6 protein-coding genes are annotated in these 18,759 nt (G+C 69.3%); all 6 read left to right on the plus strand.

Translation table 11 applies throughout. The annotated features are described in order from the left end of the window. The first annotated feature begins 84 nt into the window (after positions 1–84). From ACFHYQ_RS03920 to ACFHYQ_RS03945, 6 genes are read left to right on the plus strand one after another with little or no spacing between them, the layout of a single operon-like run. A complete protein-coding gene (locus ACFHYQ_RS03920; RefSeq protein WP_394299683.1) occupies positions 85–4,554 on the plus strand; it encodes a type I polyketide synthase in 4,470 nt (1,489 codons plus the stop codon). Then, entirely contained in the window at positions 4,551–6,860 is a 2,310-nt protein-coding gene (locus ACFHYQ_RS03925) for a condensation domain-containing protein (protein ID WP_394299684.1), read from the plus strand. The genes ACFHYQ_RS03920 and ACFHYQ_RS03925 overlap by 4 nt, the downstream gene beginning before the upstream one ends. Further along, on the plus strand, positions 6,857–14,341 hold the full coding sequence (locus ACFHYQ_RS03930; RefSeq protein ID WP_394299685.1) for a non-ribosomal peptide synthetase: 7,485 nt from the start codon (positions 6,857–6,859) through the stop codon (positions 14,339–14,341). The genes ACFHYQ_RS03925 and ACFHYQ_RS03930 overlap by 4 nt, the downstream gene beginning before the upstream one ends. Then, entirely contained in the window at positions 14,338–15,582 is a 1,245-nt protein-coding gene (locus ACFHYQ_RS03935) for an MFS transporter (protein WP_394299686.1), read from the plus strand. Before ACFHYQ_RS03930 ends, ACFHYQ_RS03935 begins: the two co-directional genes overlap by 4 nt. After that, positions 15,579–16,349: a thioesterase II family protein gene (locus ACFHYQ_RS03940; protein ID WP_394299687.1), complete on the plus strand. Its 771-nt coding sequence runs from the start codon at positions 15,579–15,581 to the stop codon at positions 16,347–16,349. The genes ACFHYQ_RS03935 and ACFHYQ_RS03940 overlap by 4 nt, the downstream gene beginning before the upstream one ends. Further along, positions 16,346–18,727: an amino acid adenylation domain-containing protein gene (locus ACFHYQ_RS03945; RefSeq protein ID WP_394299688.1), complete on the plus strand. Its 2,382-nt coding sequence runs from the start codon at positions 16,346–16,348 to the stop codon at positions 18,725–18,727. Before ACFHYQ_RS03940 ends, ACFHYQ_RS03945 begins: the two co-directional genes overlap by 4 nt. Positions 18,728–18,759 lie beyond the last annotated feature (32 nt).

The following is an 18,759-nucleotide window of genomic DNA, read 5'->3' on the forward strand; positions in this document are numbered from 1 at the left end:
GGGCCTACGCAACTGTGGAACCCGCCGAGCATCTGGAACCACACAGACCTGGGGCTGGACGACAGCGCACGGGGAGAGGCGGACATGGACGACAAGCGTGGACCGGGAATGGACATCGCCGTCATCGGCCTGTCGTGCGCGTACCCCGGGGCCTCCGGGGCGGACGAGTTCTGGAACAACATCGTCTCCGGAGTGGAGTCACTCACGGACCTTACGGACGAGGATCTCCTCGCCGCCGGGGAGGACGCCGATCTGATTCGCTCCAAGGAGTATGTCCGACGTGCCGCCTGTATCGAGGGCATCGAGATGTTCGACGCCGCCTTCTTTGGGCTCACCCCCCGTGAGGCGGAGTTGATGGACCCCCAGCACAGGTTGTTCCTGGAGCACAGCTGGCGAGCCATCGAAGCCGCGGGCTACGACCCTCAGCGATTCCCCGGCTCAGTCGGGGTGTACGCCGGGCAGGGCGCCAACACTTATCTGGAACGGATCCGGGCGCGGGTCGACGCGGAGGCGCTGAAGCGAACCGGTGGGCGGATGCACTCGGTCGGCTCGCTTGAGAACGATGTGGACTATCTGACGCCTAAGGTCTCCTACCACCTCAATCTCACCGGGCCCAGTGTGCCGGTGGGCACCGCTTGCTCCACCTCGCTGGTCGCTGTTCACCTGGCCTGCCAGGCGCTGCGCACGTTCGAGTGCGACGCGGCGCTCGCCGGCGGTGTCGCGATCACCCCACCGGTCAAGCGCGGCTATGTCTACCAGGAGGGCGGCATCGCCTCGGCCGACGGGCTTACCCGCTCGTTCGATTCCCGCTCCACCGGCACCGTGTTCGGGTCGGGCGTCGGCGTGGTTCTGCTCAAAAGGCTTGAGGACGCCATCGCCGACGGTGACACGATCGAGGGCGTCATCATCGGCTCGGCCATCAACAATGATGGAGCGGGCCGGGCCGGTTTCACCGCGCCGAGCGTCGACGGGCAGGCGGAGTTGATCGCGGCGGCGCAGGCCGTGGCGGGGGTGCACCCCGACTCCATCACCTATCTGGAGGCGCACGGCACGGGAACCCCGATCGGTGACCCGATCGAGCTTGCCGCGCTGACCAGGGCATTCCGTGAACAGACGGACCGGACCGGCTACTGCGTCCTCGGCTCGGTGAAGGCGAACATCGGTCACATGGACTCAGCGGCGGGTGTGGCTGGACTGATCAAGGCGCTGTACGCCATCAAACATGGCGTGATTCCGCCGCAGCTGAACTTCCGCGAGCCGAACGAGGCCCTGCATCTGGCCACAAGTCCCTTCCGCATCACCACGGATCGGGAGGAATGGCATACGCCGGACGGCATGCCGCGCCGCGCGGGCGTCAGTTCGTTCGGCATCGGCGGTACCAACGCCCACGTGATTATCGAGCAGCCGCCGGTGGCCGAGCCCCGCGCTGCCGAGTCCGAGGGCTGGCGGGTGCTTCCCGTGTCGGCACGGGACGACAAGGCGCTGGCGGAGGCCCTCAAGGAGCTGGCGGACGCTCTCGAAGGTGATTCCGCTCGCGTCGACGACGCGGCACTGACGCTGCAGAACGGCCGCGGCAGATTCGCCTGCCGGGCGGCCGTCGTGGCCAGGAACCGCGGCGAGGCGGCCCGCGCGTTGCGCGACCGCGAGGCCGAGCCGTTCCGTACAGGACAGTCCAACCCGGCCGTCGCGTTCATGTTTCCCGGCCAGGGCGCCCATTACCCGGGAATGACCCGGGGCCTGTACGAGGGCATGTCGGAGTTCGCCGCGGAGTTCGACCGCTGCGCGGAGCTGTTCCGGCCGCTCCTCGGCCTGGATCCGCGTGACCTCATCCTCGACGAGGACCGAGTGGACGAGCTGAACCAGCCACGGTTGATCCAGCCCGTGCTCTTCTGCGTCGAGTACGCACTCGCCCAGGCCTTGATCGCGCGCGGCGTTGAACCAGCGGCCATGCTCGGGCACAGCCTGGGCGAGTTCGTCGCGGCCACCGTCGCCGGGGTCTTCTCGCTCCCGGACGCCGTACGCGTCATCGATGCCCGATCCCGCTTCATGGCGGGGGCCCCCGATGGGGGCATGCTCGCCGTGGCCCTGCCAGAAGCCGAGCTTGCTTCCCTGCTCCCGGTCGGCGCCGCCATCGCGGGGGACAACGGTCCAAGGCTGGTCGCGGTAGGCGGCGACCTCGAGGTCCTGGCCGGGCTCGAGAGCCTGTTGACCGAGCGCGGCGTGACGTCGAGGCGGCTGCGGGTTCCGTACGCTGCGCACACCGAGGCCATGGCCGAGGCAGCCGACCGCTTCACCGCCTTCATGGCGACCGTGCCGACACAGGCCCCCCTCATCCCGTATCTCTCCAATGTCACGGGCACCTGGATCACCGAGGCCGACGTGCGGTCGGCCGAGTACTGGGGTCGACATATGCGGCAGCCGGTCCGCTTCCGTGAGTGTGTCGCAAACCTGCTCGTGACGGCCGGCGGCCCGATGGCCGAGGTCGGCCCCGGGCATGGACTGCTTTCGCTGGTGCAGAGCCTCATCGCAGCCGGCACGGAGCACCGGCTGGTGCGTACGGTCCGATCGTTCGACGATGCGGAGGACGATCTTGAAATTCTCCACCGAGCCTTCGCGGCCCTGTGGGAGCAGGGCGTGGAGCCGCGGTGGGAGACGTTCGCCGACGACGGAGCCAGGCGTACCGGGCTGCCCACCTACCCGTTTCAGCGTCAGCGGTTCTGGGTCGAGGACGTTTCGGCGAGGTCCGCCACACCGGCCGCCGTCCAGCGAGTCCGGGACTCGGGGAGATGGCTGTACGCACCGGCTTGGCGCAGCAGTACGGCACCGCGGCGCCGTCCGGAGCAGGACGGGGCAGCGGGTCCCGTGCTCGTCGTCGCGGCGGCCGGCGAGCGGGCTCACACGCTGACCGAAGCTGTGCGGCTGGCGGGACACCAGGTGGTGCACGTCGAGTCCGGCCCTGATGTGGATCCAGGCCAGGCGCTGGAGCGGGCTCTGGCCGGCCGGGCACGGGCCGACGTGCTGTTTCTCAGCGCGGTCGACGGCCGGGCCGCGGTAGGTGGACGCTCCGATGAACTCCTCGCAGTGGTGCGTGCCCTGGCCGCGCGTGACGACGGGCGTTTCGGCCTCCTCGTGGCGACCAGCGGTGCGTTCGACGTGTCAGGCGATGAGCCGATCGTGCCGGATCACGCGACCCTTGCCGGCGTCGCCAAGGTGGTTCCCAAGGAACTGCGCCATGTGGCCTGCCGCGTCGTCGACCTCGACCCTGCCGGGGACGCCGAGTCCTGGGCCCGCCAGTTGTCCGCCGAGATCGGGGCGTTGTCGTCGGACCTCCTGGTCGCCTATCGGGGACGTCGGCGCTGGAGGCAGGATGTCGAACCGCTGGAACTTCCCTTACCGCGCCGCGAACAGGTACCCCTCAGGGACAAGGGCGTCTACCTGATCACCGGGGGCCTGGGTGGCATCGGCCTGTCCATCGCGAAGTTCCTCGCCAGGGAGTACGGCGCCACGCTCGTCCTCTCCGGCCGTACCGCGCTGCCCGCCCGGGCGGACTGGGACGACTTCGTCCAGGCCCACGGGGCGGATCATCCGACGTCCTGGGCCGTCGCGCGGCTCGCCGAGATCGAGGCCCTGGGCGGCGAGGTGCTGGCCGTGTCCTGCGATGTGACGCATGCGCCGGCGGTGGACATGCTGATCCGCGCCACACTCGACGAGTTCGGCGCGCTGGACGGGGTTGTGCACGCGGCAGGCCTGACCGGTGGCGGCGGTCTCATCGAGAGACTTGGTCCTGAGGAGTTCAACCGCACCGTGGCACCCAAGATCGCTGGCGCCCGGGCGCTGATCGACGCGACCGCCGGGCTCGATCTGCGTTTCCTGGCCCTCTTCTCGTCGCTCACCACCGTCGACAGCTGGGATGGGGCCGCCGACTACACCGCGGGCAACTCATTCCTCGACGCGCTCGCCCACCAAGCCAGGCGAGAAGGGCGCGACGACGTCCTGGCCATTGACTGGACGGGCTGGCTGAACATCGGGATGAACGCGACCTTGCAGGAGCCGGCGGCAGATCCCGGCATCTTCCTCACCGAATCCGAGGGCCACGAGATGTTCTGCGCAGCGCTGGCCGCCGGTCTTCCGCAGATCCACGTTTCGGTCGGTGATCTGCGGGAGGTGCTGGAGCAGGCCCGCCGGTTCGCCCGCGACGGCGTGGCGGCGCAGCCGCCGTCGGCGCCTGATGTCAAGGAATCGCCGGCGGCCGTCACCCACGGTCACGACCGGCCCTCGGCCGTGGGCGAGTTCGTCACGCCCGTCACGCCTGTCGAGTGGCATCTGGCGGAGGTGTTCCAGCAGGTGCTGGGCTTCGACCGGATCGGTTGCGCGGACAACTTCTTCTCCCTGGGGGGGAACTCGCTGCTCGCCCTGGAGCTCATCGGACAGGTCCGCCGGCACTACGAGGTGCAGATCCTCCTGCGGGACTTCTTCAGCGGCCCGACCGTCAGCGGCCTTGCCACGCTGATCGAGGCCGGTCGGACCAGCGGCACCGAGGAGGCCGGCCGATGACCGAACTCCTCCCCGGCGACGTCGGGCACCGCCCCGCCTGCCGCCTGCAGACCCGGCTCTGGTTCTACAGCCGTCTCTACCCCGAACTGCCGTTCTTCATGATCCCGGTGGTGCTGCGCCTGTCGGGGCCGGTCGATCAGGAAGGCGTCCAGGTCGCCCTGCACATGCTGACCGCCCGACACGAGACGTTGCGTACCCGGCTAGTGCCAGGCGAGCACGGGCCTGAGCGGGTCGTCGACGACGTCGCGGCGCGGCTGGCGGTCACGGATCTGACGGGCGCCGCCGATGTCGAGGCGGCCTGGTCCGAGGTGATGACCGACGAGTTCTCCCGGCCGCTGGACCTGGAACACGGGCCGCTCATCCGCGGCCACCTGGCGTGCACCGGGCATGGGGAGCACCGGCTCGCCCTGTTCGTTCACCACGTCGCGGTCGACGGCGCGTCCATCGAGGTGCTGCTGCGGGAGTTCGCGCAGCTCTACCGGGCCTGGGACGCCGGTCATGACCTGAACACCATCCTGGGCCCTGCACCGGAGAGCTACCAGCTCTTCAGTGCCTGGCTCGACGAGGTGGCGGCCGATCCGGCCTACGAGAAGTCCCGTAACTACTGGCGGGCGGAGTTCGCCGGACAGCCGGAGTTCGATCTGCAGACCGATCGGTCGCGCTCCCTTCACCGTGTGTTCGAGGTCGGCGAGGAGAGCACTGTCGTCCCGGTCGAACTGGCCGTGGCCGTACGCGAGTTCGCCCGGCGGCATCGCATCACACCGTTCGTGTTCCTCAAGGCCGTGCTCGCGATTCTGCTCGGACGGCGCGGCGGGCCGGTCCGGGACGTGGTCATCGCGACGCCGTGGTCGCTACGGCACGGGCCGTGGTTGGACGGCACCGTCGGGTTCTTCGTCAACACCGTGCCGCTGCGGGTACGGATGACGCCCGAATCGACCTTTCGAGACGTGCTGAACGCGACCCGCGGCACCTTCTTCGATGTGATGGATCACTGCGTGGTGCCGTTCGATGAGATCGTCGCGCTTTCCAACCCCGTGCGGAAACCGAACCGCCTGCCGCTCACCTCTGTGTGTTTCCAGGTGCTCGGGACGTCGGATCTGGCCTTTGACCTGGGATCGGTTCGGGCGGAGCGTCAGGTCGACAGCGACGGGGCAAGCGAGTTCGATCTCGTGTGGGATGTCATCGACCCTGGCGAAGGCACCATGTCGGTGTCGGTCAAGTACACTGCCGACGTCCTCGACGCCGGCACCATCCGCCGAATGTCGGAGGAATACGTCCGGCTCGTCGAGGCGGCGTTGGCCGGGCCACACCGGCCGATGTTGGATCTGCCGCTGTACGACGACGCCGAGCGGGACCGGCTTGTCGGGCTGGGAGCCTCCACCCGTCCGGGCTGGCTCACCGAAATGGAGCGGCCGATCCCCGACGGTCCGCTGCTGCTGTTGGACGAGGCGCGGCGGCCCGTTCCCGTGGGAGCCACAGGAGAGCTGTACGTGGCCGCACCGGGCGATGGCGACGCCGGTCAGCGGGTCGGCCGCCTCGTGGATGAACCGCATGCGACGGGAATACTCGCTCGGTGGCTGGCCGACGGGACACTTGAGCGGAGCAGCGCGGGGTGCGTGACGATCTCACCCGAGGCGACCGCCGCCGAGTTGACCCGGCATCCTGCGGTGGCGGCGGCCGTGGTCTGCCCGGCGCCCGCGCAAGCGGGTGGCGTGCCGGTCGCCTATGCCGTCACGGACGATCTCGCGCTTACTCCGGCTGATCTGCGTGCGTTCCTGCTCAGCCGGACGCCGGTCGGCACCGTGCCGTCCTGGTTCGTGCTGCTCGACCGGCTCCCGGTGGATGACGCCGGGCAGGTGGATCGGGCGGCGCTCGACGAGATCGCCCTGATGGCCGGTGTCGGGGGAGAGACGGCGGAGAGCGGTACGGAGATGGAGGAGGCCGTCCGTGCCGTGTGGCAGGAGCATCTCGGCAGGCCGGTGCCGAGCCTGGACGTCCCGTTCTTCGATGTGGACGGCCACTCCCTGATAGCCGTGCGGATCGCCGCGACGCTTCAGCGGGAGTTGGGCAGGCCCGTTCCGGTGCGGGCGGTCTTCGACTGGCCGACCGTGCGCTCGTTCGCGGCCTGGCTGACGAGCAAGATCTCTGGTGCTGGACCGCGGTCCGATACCACTCATCGGAGCGGGACGGCCGCACGCCTGCTCGACAATCTGCAAGCCGCCAGTGACGAGGAACTGGCTGCCTTACAGCGGCTGACCGGGCCGATCACCGCATCCACCGTCGAATCTTCTGGGGACCGCCAGTGACTGCCCAGCCCGATGCAGGTACGTCCGCCCCGCCGTGGGCAACCCGGCCCGGTGTCTGGCCACTCGGTCAGACGCAGCGGGGGTTGTGGTTTCTCGACAACTTCAATCCCGACAGTTCCTTCTACATCGTCTCAATGGGCCTGCGCCTGCGCGGGCACCTGGACGCCGACGCCCTGCGATCCGCCTTCGCCGCGTGCCTCGCCCGCCACGAGGCTCTGCGTACCCGGTTCGTGACCCTCGACGGTATCCCCTACCAGGTCTTCGTCGCGGACGGGTCGATGGAGGTGCCCCTGCTCGACATCGGGGACCTTGACGCGGCGCAGGCCGAGGAGTTCGTCCAGCAGCGGTGCGACCTGGCCGCGAACACCCCGTTCGACCTGGCCGCTGACCAGTTGATACGGGCGGAACTGGTGCGCCTGGCCGACGATCACCATGTGCTCGTCGTCGCGGTTCACCACATCATCTTCGACGGCTGGTCAGCCCAGGTGCTGCTGTCCGACCTCGCATCGGCGTACGAGGCCGAGGCGACCGGCCGGGAACCGTTCCCCGCACCGCTCGAACTGAGCGTGGGCGGGCATGCCGAGGAGCAGGAGGCCCGCTTCGCACCCGGTACGGTGGAGCGGGTCGCCGAGGTGGAACACTGGCGGCAGGTCCTGGACGGCGCGAGCCGGCTGGAATTGCCGACCGAGTTGGTCCGGCCGGAGCTGCGGACCTTCGCCGGGGCGACGTCGATGCGCGACCTCGACCACGCCACGACTGACGGCGTCCGGGCGCTGGCGAGCGGACTGGGAGTCACGCCGTTCACCGTACTGGCCGCGGCCTTCGCCCTTGTGCTCAAGGAGTTGTCCGGACAGGACGATGTGCTGTTCGGTGTACCGCTCGCGGGCCGCGTGAGCGAGGAGAGCACCGCTCTGATCGGCTTCCTCGTCAACGTGCTGCCCCTGCGGGCCGATCTCGGGGGTGTACGGACCTTCGCCGACGCGGTCGAGCGATTCCGGCGTCCGGTGCTCGACCTGCTCACGCACCAGGAGTTCCCGTTCGGTGTTCTGGTCGACGAGCTCCAGCCGTCCCGCGCGGGCAACCGCAATCCGTTCTTCGACGTGTGCTTTCAGTACCTGCCGTCGCCTGAGCACGGTCTGCGGTTCGCCGGGTTGGACATCGAGGTGTTCGGCGGGCGTCGTCCGTCCGCGCAGTTCGATCTCAGCTGTGACGTGCACGATCACGGCCGGACACTTACGGTTGCGCTGGAGTACAGCACCGAGATCTTCACCGAGCGCACCGTCGAGCTCTGCCATGAGATGTTCGCCGCGGTTCTCCGCTCTGCCGTGGCCGACCCCGCCATGCCGGTCCGGATCGCCGCGGCCCGGTCGGCGGCCCTGGTCTCGGCGGAGAGATTGGACGGGCAGTGGCGCAGCGGCGGCCTGCGCTCGCTGGTCGGGCGGTGGGCGCGGGAGAACCCGGACGCACCCGCGGTATCGGCCGGCGATCAGACCATGACCTACGGTCGGCTGGACGCCACCGTCACGCGGTTCGCCGCACGGCTGACCGCCGCAGGTGTGCGGCCGGGTGACCGAGTGGGGTTGCTCGCGGAACCGTCCGTGGAGATCTCGGTCGCCATCCTGGCCGTCCTGCAGTGCGGTGCGGCGTACGTGGCGATCGACGTCCGCACACCCGCCCTCCGTGCCGGCTCGATGCTGGAGCAGTCGGGCTGCCGGATCCTGGTGGTGCACGCTCCCACCAGGGAGCTGGGCGCGGGTCTGGGCGTCACCCTGCTCGACATGGACGCAGACGAGTCGGATGACCCGGCATGGACGGCGCCGCGGGCGGCGGAGACGGTGACGCGGGGGAGCCCGGCCTACGTCATCTTCACCTCGGGCAGCACCGGCCGCCCCAAGGCCGTTCTCGTCCACCAGAGCGCGGTGCTCACCCTGGCCGCGGCGGTGGCCGCGGTGTACCACCTGGTGCCCGGGGACCAGGTGCTGCAGATGGCCTCGCCGGCCGTCGACGTCTCCGTCGAAGAACTCTTCGGCGCCTGGTACGCGGGCGCCTGCGTGGTCGTTCACGCCACTCTGGACGAGGATCTGGACGAGCTGATCCGGCGCCGCGGCCTGACGGTGCTGAATCTGCCGGCGAGCCGCTGGCATGAGTGGACGTCGGAGCTGACCGCTCGAGGTGTGGACGTACCGGACTGCGTCCGGCTGGTCGTGGCCGGAAGCGAACGGTTGGAACCCGCCAGGGTCAGAACGTGGCGGTCTGGCGCAGGCCGGGGGGCGACCCTGTTCAACGCGTACGGCACGACGGAAGCCACCGTGTCCTCGGTCTGGTACAACACAGCCTGCATGGACCGTGACGCCGTTCAGACCCGGAACGTGCCCATCGGCGGTCCGCTTCCGCACGTCCGGCTGTACGTGCTGGACGGAGCCGGCGAGCCGGTGGCCGACGGCGTTCCGGGGGAGCTGTACATCGCAGGCCCCGGCGTCGCGCTGGGATACCTCGGCGACGCGGCCGCGACGGCGGACCGTTTCCTGCCGGACCCGTTCGAGGGCGCCGAGCCCGGGAGTCGGATGTACCGGACCGGCGACAAGGTCCGTCGGCTGGCGAGCGGGGCGCTGGACTTTCTCGGCCGCTCCGACACCCAGGTGAAGGTTCGGGGATCACGGATCGATCTGTCAGAGGTCGAGCGAACCGCAGCAGAGGTGGCCGGGGTGGCCGAGTTCGTCGCGGACGTCCGGGAGGACGTCAATGGCGCGGCGCGCCTCATCGGGTACCTCCGGGTCGCGGGCGGGACGGACGACGGCCTCGCCCAGGCCCGGGTGGCGGAGTGGCGTGAGGTCCACGACGAGGAAGGACTCAACGAGATCGGCTCGGGCGGGGCCGACTTCAACACGAGTGGCTGGATCAGCAGCTACACCCAGGAGGCGATTCCGGACGAGCACATGCGGGAGTGGCTGGACGCGTCCGTCGGCCGGATCCTGGAGCACCCCGCCGAGCGCGTCCTGGAGATCGGCTGTGGCACCGGCATGGTGTTGTTCCGGGTCGCCCCCCACACCGCGCGCTATGTCGGGACGGACATCGCCGCCGGCGCCCTGGGCTATGTGGGCGGCCATCTGGCCGGTGCGGGCCTGGACGACGGACGAGTACGGCTCGCCGAGGCAGCGGCCGACGACTTCGGCGTCCTCGGCGACGAGCGGTTCGATCTGGTGATCATCAATTCGGTCGCCCAGTACTTTCCCAGCCTGGACTATCTGGAGCGGGTGATCGAGGGCGCGTGGCGGCGCCTCCGGCCAGGGGGCCGGATCTTCCTCGGCGATGTCCGGGATGTGACAACGCTCGCCGCGTTCCATCTGTCGGTACGGCTGGCGCAGACCGGTGGTGCCGCACCCGACGACGGTTTGGCTGACGAGGTGGCGCGGCTGGTCGAGGCCGAGAACGAGCTCTGCGTCGCGCCGGGCTGGTTCGCCCGGTTCGCCGCGACCCTCTCTGGAGCGACGGTGGTGACCCATGCCAAGCGAGGCCGTGCGGACACGGAGATGAACCGGTTCCGCTTCGATGTCTCACTGTGGCGTGATCTGCCCGCTGCCCCGACCGCGCCGGCCCGGTCGGTCCGTTTCGACGATATGGACGCCTCGGACGCCGTGGAGTCGTACGCCTCGCTGATCGACGACCTCTGCGGTGAGAGCGTCGTTCTGACCGGCGTCCCGGACGCGCGCTGCCGGCCGGAGGTGCTGCTCGCAGACCGGCTGCGGGACGCCGGGCGTGGGGATACCTCACCGGACCCGGGCGTGTACCCCGATGACCTGGTGGAGATCGCCGCGGTACGTGGATATGCCGCCGTCGTGTGTCCACGCGGTGCGGGGCTGCTGACGGTGCTGGTGCATCCGGCCGGCAGCCGCCCCGACCTGACCTTGATCGACTCCAGCGAGCCGGTGCCGCTCGCCGCCAACCAGCCTTTGCGCACGGCCCGTGGCAGGCAAGTGATCACGGCCGTCCGCGAGCACATGACCCGCCTGCTGCCTTCTGCGATGGTGCCCACCAAGTTCGTCGTCGTCGACGAGATGCCACTGACGGTGAGCGGAAAGATCGACCGCCCCCGGTTGCCTGATCCTGCCCGGTCGCTGGGCACCGCGGGGCGGGTCCCTGGGGGTACGGAGACGGAGCGGGCACTGTGCGGTATCTGGGCCCGGGCGCTCGGCCTGGCCGAAGTGGGGATCCGGGACAACTTCTTCGAGATCGGTGGTGACTCGATCACCTGGCTGCAGATCATGTCGCGGTGCGCGCGGGCGGGCTACCAGCTCGGCGCGCGAGACATCTTCGAGCATCAGACCGTGGAGCGGTTGGCCCGGTTACTGGCCGAGCGAGCGCGGGCGGCACCGACGCCGGCCGCCGCCGAGGGCGCAGGGCGTCCGGAGAACGCGGAGCTTTCCCCGATCCAACGCTGGTTCTTCGACACGTTTACAACCGAACGAAACCATCAAAACCAGTGCCAGTGGTACGAATTGCCCGAGGCTATTGCTACCGAGAATTTCGCCCAAGCGGTGCGCGCGGTCGCCGAACACCACGCCGGCCTGCTCAGCCGCTTCACGGTGGACGCAGGCCGACCACGGTGGCATCGCGGACCGGCGACCGCTCCGGCAGCGCTGCCGCTACGAGAGGTCGATCTCACCGCCGTACCGACTGCCGAGCGGGTCACCGTGCTGCGACGCGAGAGCGACACAGCCCAGAGATCGATCCACATCACCGACGGGCCGATGTTCGCGCTGCTGCTCTTCCGTACCCCGGCCGGTGAGCCCGATCTGGTCTTCTGGTGCGTTCACCACTTGGTGGTCGACGCGGTCTCCTGGCAGTTCCTCTCCGAGGACCTCGACACCGCCCTGGGCGCGATGGCCTCAGGAGGACCGGTGGACCTGCCTCCCAGCAGCAGCGACCCGCTGACCTGGCCCGGATGGTCGGCGCAGGAGACAGCGCGGCTCTCGGACGACGAGCTCTCCTACTGGCGGAGCACCGCATCGGCACCCGCCTTCGCGCTGCCGATGCGTCACCCGGACGCCTCGCCGCTCGCCAGGGATGGTCACGTGCTGACGCGGACCGTGCGCTGTACCACGAACGCCCGGGGAGGAGAGGCCATGCTCGCGGCCTGTCTCGTCGCGACCCGGCCGGTGCTGGCGGCTGCTACCGGTATTCCCGCAGGCACGGTGTGGCTGGAGTTTCACGGCCGTCCGCTTCACACGTCGGCGCCCGATGTCGTGCGTACGGTGGGCTGGTTCACTGCGCTGTTCCCCTTCCTGCTGACGGTGGAACCCGGCGGCGCCGGGCACCGGGCCCGGTTGTCGGCCGTGCCGCACGGCGGCGTCGGCTACGGACGGGCTCGTTATCTGCGTGAGGAACGCCTTGATACGGCGGCCAACGTGGTCGTGAACTATCTCGGGCCGGCGGCGTCCGGAGACGGGCAGCGGCTGCGGACGATCGCGACCCTCGCATCGGCGACCGGACCGGTCGGCTCGCCAGATGCGATCCTGCCTTTCGCGGCTGAGATCAACCTTGGCTTCGACGGGGAGGGCGAACTGACGCTGTCCATGCATCTCGGTGCCAGATACTTCGACGGCACCGAGGCTCGGGCCTTCGCGGACGCGCTCGCCGAGAGCCTCGCAACGGGGCTCGGCGAGCCGCGGGAGCAGGGCGCGGAAGATGGCTTCGAACTGCTGCCGGATGCCACCCAGGCGTCGGAGCTGGCCATCGAGTTGCGTGAACGAGACGACATCGTCGCCGGATTCGCCCTGACGCCGGTACAGCGGACGATGCTGTACCGCCACCTGATGTCCCCGGAAGGTGATGTCAACTACAACGATTTCGTTCTGACCCTGGCAGGTGATCTCGACGTCGGCCTGCTGAAGAGCGCATGGCATGCGCTCGGCCGGCGTCACGAGGCGCTTCGTACCTCGTTCGAATGGATCAGAAGCCCGGAGCCCGTACAACTGGTGCACCGTTCGGCGTCGGAGATGCGCGTTCTCGACTGGACAGGGATAGCGGACGGAGACGTCGACCAGCGGATGGAAGAAGTGCTGCGGCGGGAACGCGCGTCCCGACCCGCTCTGGACGGTGCCCCGCCGTTCCGTCTCACCCTGGTCAGGCTCGCGCCGAACCGACACCGGCTGGTCTGGGTCGATCACCACATCCTGCTCGATGGCTGGTCGTCGGGCATTCTGATCAAGGAACTCACGTCGGCCTACGCCGAACTGGCGGCCGGCCGCGAGCCGTTCGCGGCGCTGGCGTCACCGGTCCGCTACCGTGACTACCTGCGCTGGCTCCGGCAGAGGACGGGTGATGCGGCGGTCGCCTACTGGCGGGAGGCGATGGACGGCTTCGAGGGACCGACCCCCCTTCCGTTCGACAGTCCGCCCTCGGCGTCGCTCGCGACCCAGAATGATTTCCACAGGGTGGACGGCGTGCTGCCACCCCAGTTGATGGCCGGGCTCAGGGAACTCGCGGAACGATCCCATACCACGCTGGGCAGCGTGCTCTCCACGGGCTGGGCCGCGTTCCTGTACCGCTACTCCGGCCGGCCCCTGGTCACGTTCGGGGTCGCGCAGAGCGGACGACCGGCCGCCCTCGGAGATGTGGACGCCATGGTCGGCATGTACATGGCGACGTTGCCCATGGCCGTCAAGGTAGAGGCTGAACAGAGCGTGGTGGAACTGGTCGGCCGGGTGAGCGAGCAGGGCTGGAAACTCATGTCGCTGTCCGGGGTGGGATCGCTGTGGGACATCTACGAGTGGACCGGCATCCCGGTTAGCCGGTCGCTCTTCCACAGCGCCATGATTGTGCAGAACTTCGGCTCGGCCCCGCCGGAAGAGAATGCCCTGCCGGTACGGGGGGAGCTCACTCGGACCCGTACAGAAACCGGGTTCCCGCTGACCCTGGTGGTCGAGCCGGAGGACGGCGTGCTGCAACTCGTGTGCGACCGACGGTGCTTCTCACCGGAAACCGCCCGCCGGCTGTTCGCGACCCTGATGGACCTGCTCGGGCACATCGCAGCTGAACCGTCCGCCCGGGTGGGTGATCTGCCGGTGGTGACCATTCGATCCGACACGATGAAGACCGTGCGCGGTCAAGGGACGGTCGATCCGCCGCGGAACGCCACGGAGGCCCGGGTGGCGCGGGCCTGGTGCTCGGTTCTGGGGGTCGAGGAGATCGACCGGGAGCTCAACCTCTTCGATGCGGGCGCCACGTCGTTGAGCGCCGCGCGCTTGCACGTGCGACTGTGCGCGGAGTTCGACGTGTCCCTGCCGATCACCGATGTGTTCCGGTTCCCCTCGGTGGCCGCCATGGCCGCCAGACTCGACGGCCGGAGCGGTGTCACCGACGGGATCAGAACGCCCGAGTGGCTTGCCCGGGCAGAGCGCCGCAGGGAGTCGCTGCGCTCCCAGACCGGCAGGCGGGACACACGCCGATCGCGATCTCATATGGAGGGCTCGGACCAGTGATCAAGAAACTCACCCGCCCGTTGCGGCATGCCCGGTTCCGCCGGGTGTGGCTCGGTCAGGCGATAAGTACCGTCGGAGATGGAATCTTCTCGGTCGCTCTGATCGGCGTCGTGCTGCAGCACCGGCACAGCACGGACCTCGGGTACGTCATGGCGGCCGAAGGGCTCGCACTGGTGCTGATGTCCCTGCTCGGTGGGGTGCTCGCAGATCGGATCCGGCGCAGCCGGGCGATGGCCCTGGCGGACGTGCTGCGGCTGCTCGCCGTGCTCGGCTTCACGCTGACCGCCGGACAGGGCCCGTTGGTTCTCTCGCTCCTGTTCGCCGCGATGATGGGCGCGGGAGCGGCGGCCTTTCAACCGGCGTTCGCCGCTCTCATTCCTTCGCTCGTTCCGGATGACGATTTGCCCGCCGCCAATGCGCTGCGCTCGACCACGGCCCGCACAGCGGCGATCGTCGGGCCGGCCGTGGGTGGTCTGCTGCTCGCCGTCGGAGGCGCACGGACCGCGCTGCTGGTGGATCTGGCCTCCTTCGCCGTCAGCGTGCTTACCCTGATCGGCATCTCCGATCGGGTGCCGAAGAGAATCGCCGCCCAGAGCGTGCTCACCGAGGCGCGGGCCGGTTTGTCGGCGGTACGCGAACGGCCCTGGGTTCTGACGATCATCGTGCAGGGCACCGTACAACTGCTCCTGGTCATGGGTCCGGCCCTGGTTCTGCTGCCGATCCTGCTGAAGGAGCGCGGCGAGTTCGGCGCCTTCGGCCTGATGCTGGGCCTGCAGGCTGCCGGTTCGGTACTCGGGGGGCTCACGGCGGCAGGCTGGAAGCCCGGCCGCCCCGGGGTCGTGGCCGTGTCGGCGCTGGCCCTGCTGGGCCTTCAACTGACCTGTCTGGCGCTGGAGCTGCCGGTGTATGTACTCGGGGCGTCGATGGTGGCGACCGGATTCGGCTACTCGCTCTTTGGTGTGCTGTGGCAGAGCGCCCTCCAACGCGAAATCCCGGACGAGATCCTCGGCCGGGTCTTCTCGGTAGAGATGCTCGGCACCTTCGCGCTGGCACCGCTCGGCCTGGCCCTCGCCCCGATCGCCATCGGACTCATGGGTGCGCAACCGGTGCTGGTCGGCGCCTTGCTGGTGCTGCTGCTCTCGACCGTCCTGCCGCTGTTTGTCCGCGGTGTGAGCACACTGGGAGCCGGCGCCTACCGGTCGACAACTCCCGCCCTGGCCGTGACCGGGGGGGACTCGTGAGCTCCAACCTGCGGATTCTCTCCGGCCGCGGGGACACCGCGGTATATCTGCTGCCCTACGCCGGAGGCACCGTGTCCTCGTACTGGTCCTGGGCCGGGCTGCTGCCCGACGGGTTCGAAACGTCGGCCGTCCAGTTACCCGGACGGCAGGACCGGTGGAGCGAAGCGTCGTACCAGCGTTTCGACGTCTTGATCGCCGACCTGGCCGACGAGATCGCCGCGGCCGCGGCCGACCGTCCCTTCGTGCTCGTCGGACACAGCATGGGAGCCGCCCTCGCCTTCGAAGTGGCACGCGGTCTGTGGCGCCTGTCGGCGCTCGAGCCGGCCCTCCTCGCAGTGTCCTCGGCGATACCTCCGCAGATCTACCACCCGGCTATCGGGGCAGACCGATGGTCGGACGACGAGTTGATACGGGAGACCCAGGAGGGAAACCGGCTTCCTGCGGTGATTCTGGAGAACCACGAACTGCTGGAACTGGTGTTGCCCAGCCTTCGGGCCGACCTCGAGTTGGTCGATACCTACGAATACCGTCCAGGGCCGCCTCTTACCTGCCCCATCAGCGTGTTCGGCGGCCTGGATGACCGGCTGGTGCCGGTCGCGGTGCTTGACCACTGGCGGGCGCAGACGACGGGCCGGACCATCATCAGGACGTATCCCGGAGACCACTTCTATCTGTGGGGCCGCGAGCGCGACGTCGTGTCGGCGATCGTCAGTGATCTCCAGCGCACCGACGGCGATCTGAAGGTGACGAAGGGCCCGGCTCAATGAACGAGTTTCCCGCGGCCGTGGTCGCCGCCAACCGCACCGACCGGCCGTTCGACGAGGCCGCCACGGTCATAGACCTGCTGGATCGCGCGGCACGTCACCACGCCGGTCGTACGGCGCTGCGAACTCCGTCCGGCGCGGCGGTGACCCATGCCGGACTGGCCACGACCAGCCGCCGGATGGCCGCGGCCCTCACGGCGAACGGGGTCGAACCCGGCACTCCCGTGGCTCTCCTCATCGACCACACGCCGACGTCCGTCGCGGGGCTGATCGCCGTCGTCCGCGCGGGCGCCTATTACGTGCCGCTCGATCCGCGCTGGCCCGACACGAGAATCGCGGAGGTGCTGACCTCGCTGAAGGTCCGCGCACTCGTCGTCGCACCCGAGTACGAGGGCAGGGCCTTCGAGATCGGCTGCCTGGCCCCGGGCCTGCGGCAGGTGTTCCGCGTCCCGGGGACGGCACCTGCCGCCGGGAAGCCGCGTCTGGCCGAGGTCGCCGAGATCTGGGACGGAATCACCGACTCCGACGACGTGTGCGTCGCGGCCGGGTTCAATCTTGATCCGAGAGGGTTCCGCTTCGAGGTCGAACAGGTCGAGGACTATGCGCGGCACGTCGCAGGCCTGGTCCTGGAGCACTATCGTCCCGGCTCGACGGTGGTGGAGATCGGTGCGGGCAGCGGCCTGATCGTCAGGAAGCTCGCGCCGAAGGTCGCCCGGCTGCTTGCCCTGGACGGCGCACCCGCGTCGATGCGCCGACTGGGCCAGTGGGCACGCCGTACTGGGCTACCGGTCACCGCCGAGGCATGCTGGGCGCACGAGGCCCGCGACGCGGTCGCCCGGGCCGACCCGAGCGTGTTGCTGCTCGCCGCGGTGGTGCAGTACTTTCCGGATCTGCGCTACCTCCGCCAGGTGCTGGGCGACCTGATCGCCGCCGTGTCTGCGGGCACGGTGATCGTCGTCGCCGACCTGGTGGACCCGGACTCAGGACAGTTCCAGGGAAGTCTCCGTATCCCGCCTGCCTGGTGGCGGGAGCTGGCCGGTCACGAACAGGGCTTCGACGTGAGCATCCGCCCGCGGCCGGCACGAAGCCTGGCCGGCCCGCTGCGTGACCGCTACGACGTGGTGCTCACAGTGACGGGCGAGAGCCCGGCGCCGTTCCCCGCAGCCCGGCCGGGCAGTCCCGAGGCGCCGTTGCTGCTCGACACGTCGCAGCGGGAGGGGAATCCGCGACAGGCGCCGCTACAGCCGGGCGACCTCGCTTACACCATCACGACCTCGGGCTCGACAGGAGCGCCGAAGGCGGTGGCCGTCCGGCACAGCAGCGTGGTGAATTTGGTGGAGTGGTTCAACCGCCGCCATGGGGTGGGACCCGGCGACACACTGGCGCAAGTGGCGTCGTTCTCATTCGATCTTTCCGTGTACGACGTCTTCGGTGTGCTCGCGGCAGGCGGCAGCCTGCTTCTGCTGCCAGACCGCGACCTCGGCGAGCCCGCACGCCTTCTGGACACGCTGGTGACCCACCGGGCGACCCTGTGGAACTCGGCGCCCGCCGCCTTCACCGCGGTGCTTGCCTTCCTGCACGGCCGGCCGGGAGAGGGAGGAACCGCCCTGCGGCGGGTTTTCCTGAGCGGGGACTGGGTTCCGCTCACGCTGCACGAGGAGCTCGTCCGGGCCTTTCCCGCGGCCGTGCTCGTCGCGCTCGGCGGCGCGACGGAGGCGTGTGTGTGGTCCAACGACTTCATCGTGCACCAGGTTGAGACCGGGTGGACGAGCATCCCGTACGGCCATCCCATGCAGAATGCCCGCTACTACGTCCTTGATGAGCACGGCGTGCCTTGCGGCATCGACGAGCCCGGTGAATTGTACATCGGCGGAGAATGCGCGGCTGTCGGCTACACCAACGACCCCGCGCTCACCTCAGAACGCTTCGTCCCCGACCCCTGGTCCGCGCAGCGTGGTGGCCGGATGTACCGCACAGGTGACCGGGCCTGCTGGACCTCACAGGGCTGGGTCGAGTTCCTCGGCCGGACCGATCACCAGATCAAGGTGCGCGGCTATCGCATCGAGCTGGGAGAGATCGAGCACGCTGCCAGCCGGATGGACGGGGTGGCCGAGGCGGTGGCGGTCCCCCTGGGCGAGCCTCGCGACCCCGTGATCGGACTGGCTGTACGAGGCCATGGGGTGAGCGAGCAGGCCGTCCGCGAATACCTGCGGGAAACTCTTCCCCCCTACATGGAACCGAGCCGCATCAGGGTGCTCGCGACCCTGCCGGTGTCTGCGACGGGAAAGGTCGACCGCCGGCAACTGAAGACCCTGCTCACAGCAGAACGAACGGTACGTACGGTGCGGCTGCTGGCCGCGGGTAACGGTCTGCCCGCGTGACGCGCATGTCCAGTGCCGGCGACCGAGACCTT

The organism is Sphaerimonospora cavernae (assembly GCF_042435035.1).
In the GTDB taxonomy this organism is placed as follows: domain Bacteria; phylum Actinomycetota; class Actinomycetes; order Streptosporangiales; family Streptosporangiaceae; genus Sphaerimonospora; species Sphaerimonospora cavernae.

Bases quoted from the DNA above. Each gene is read 5' to 3' on its own strand.
- ACFHYQ_RS03920 (WP_394299683.1), top strand. From the start codon at position 85: ATGGACGACAAGCGTGGACCGGGAATGGACATCGCCGTCATCGGCCTG.
- ACFHYQ_RS03925 (WP_394299684.1), top strand. From the start codon at position 4,551: ATGACCGAACTCCTCCCCGGCGACGTCGGGCACCGCCCCGCCTGCCGC.
- ACFHYQ_RS03945 (WP_394299688.1), top strand. From the start codon at position 16,346: ATGAACGAGTTTCCCGCGGCCGTGGTCGCCGCCAACCGCACCGACCGG.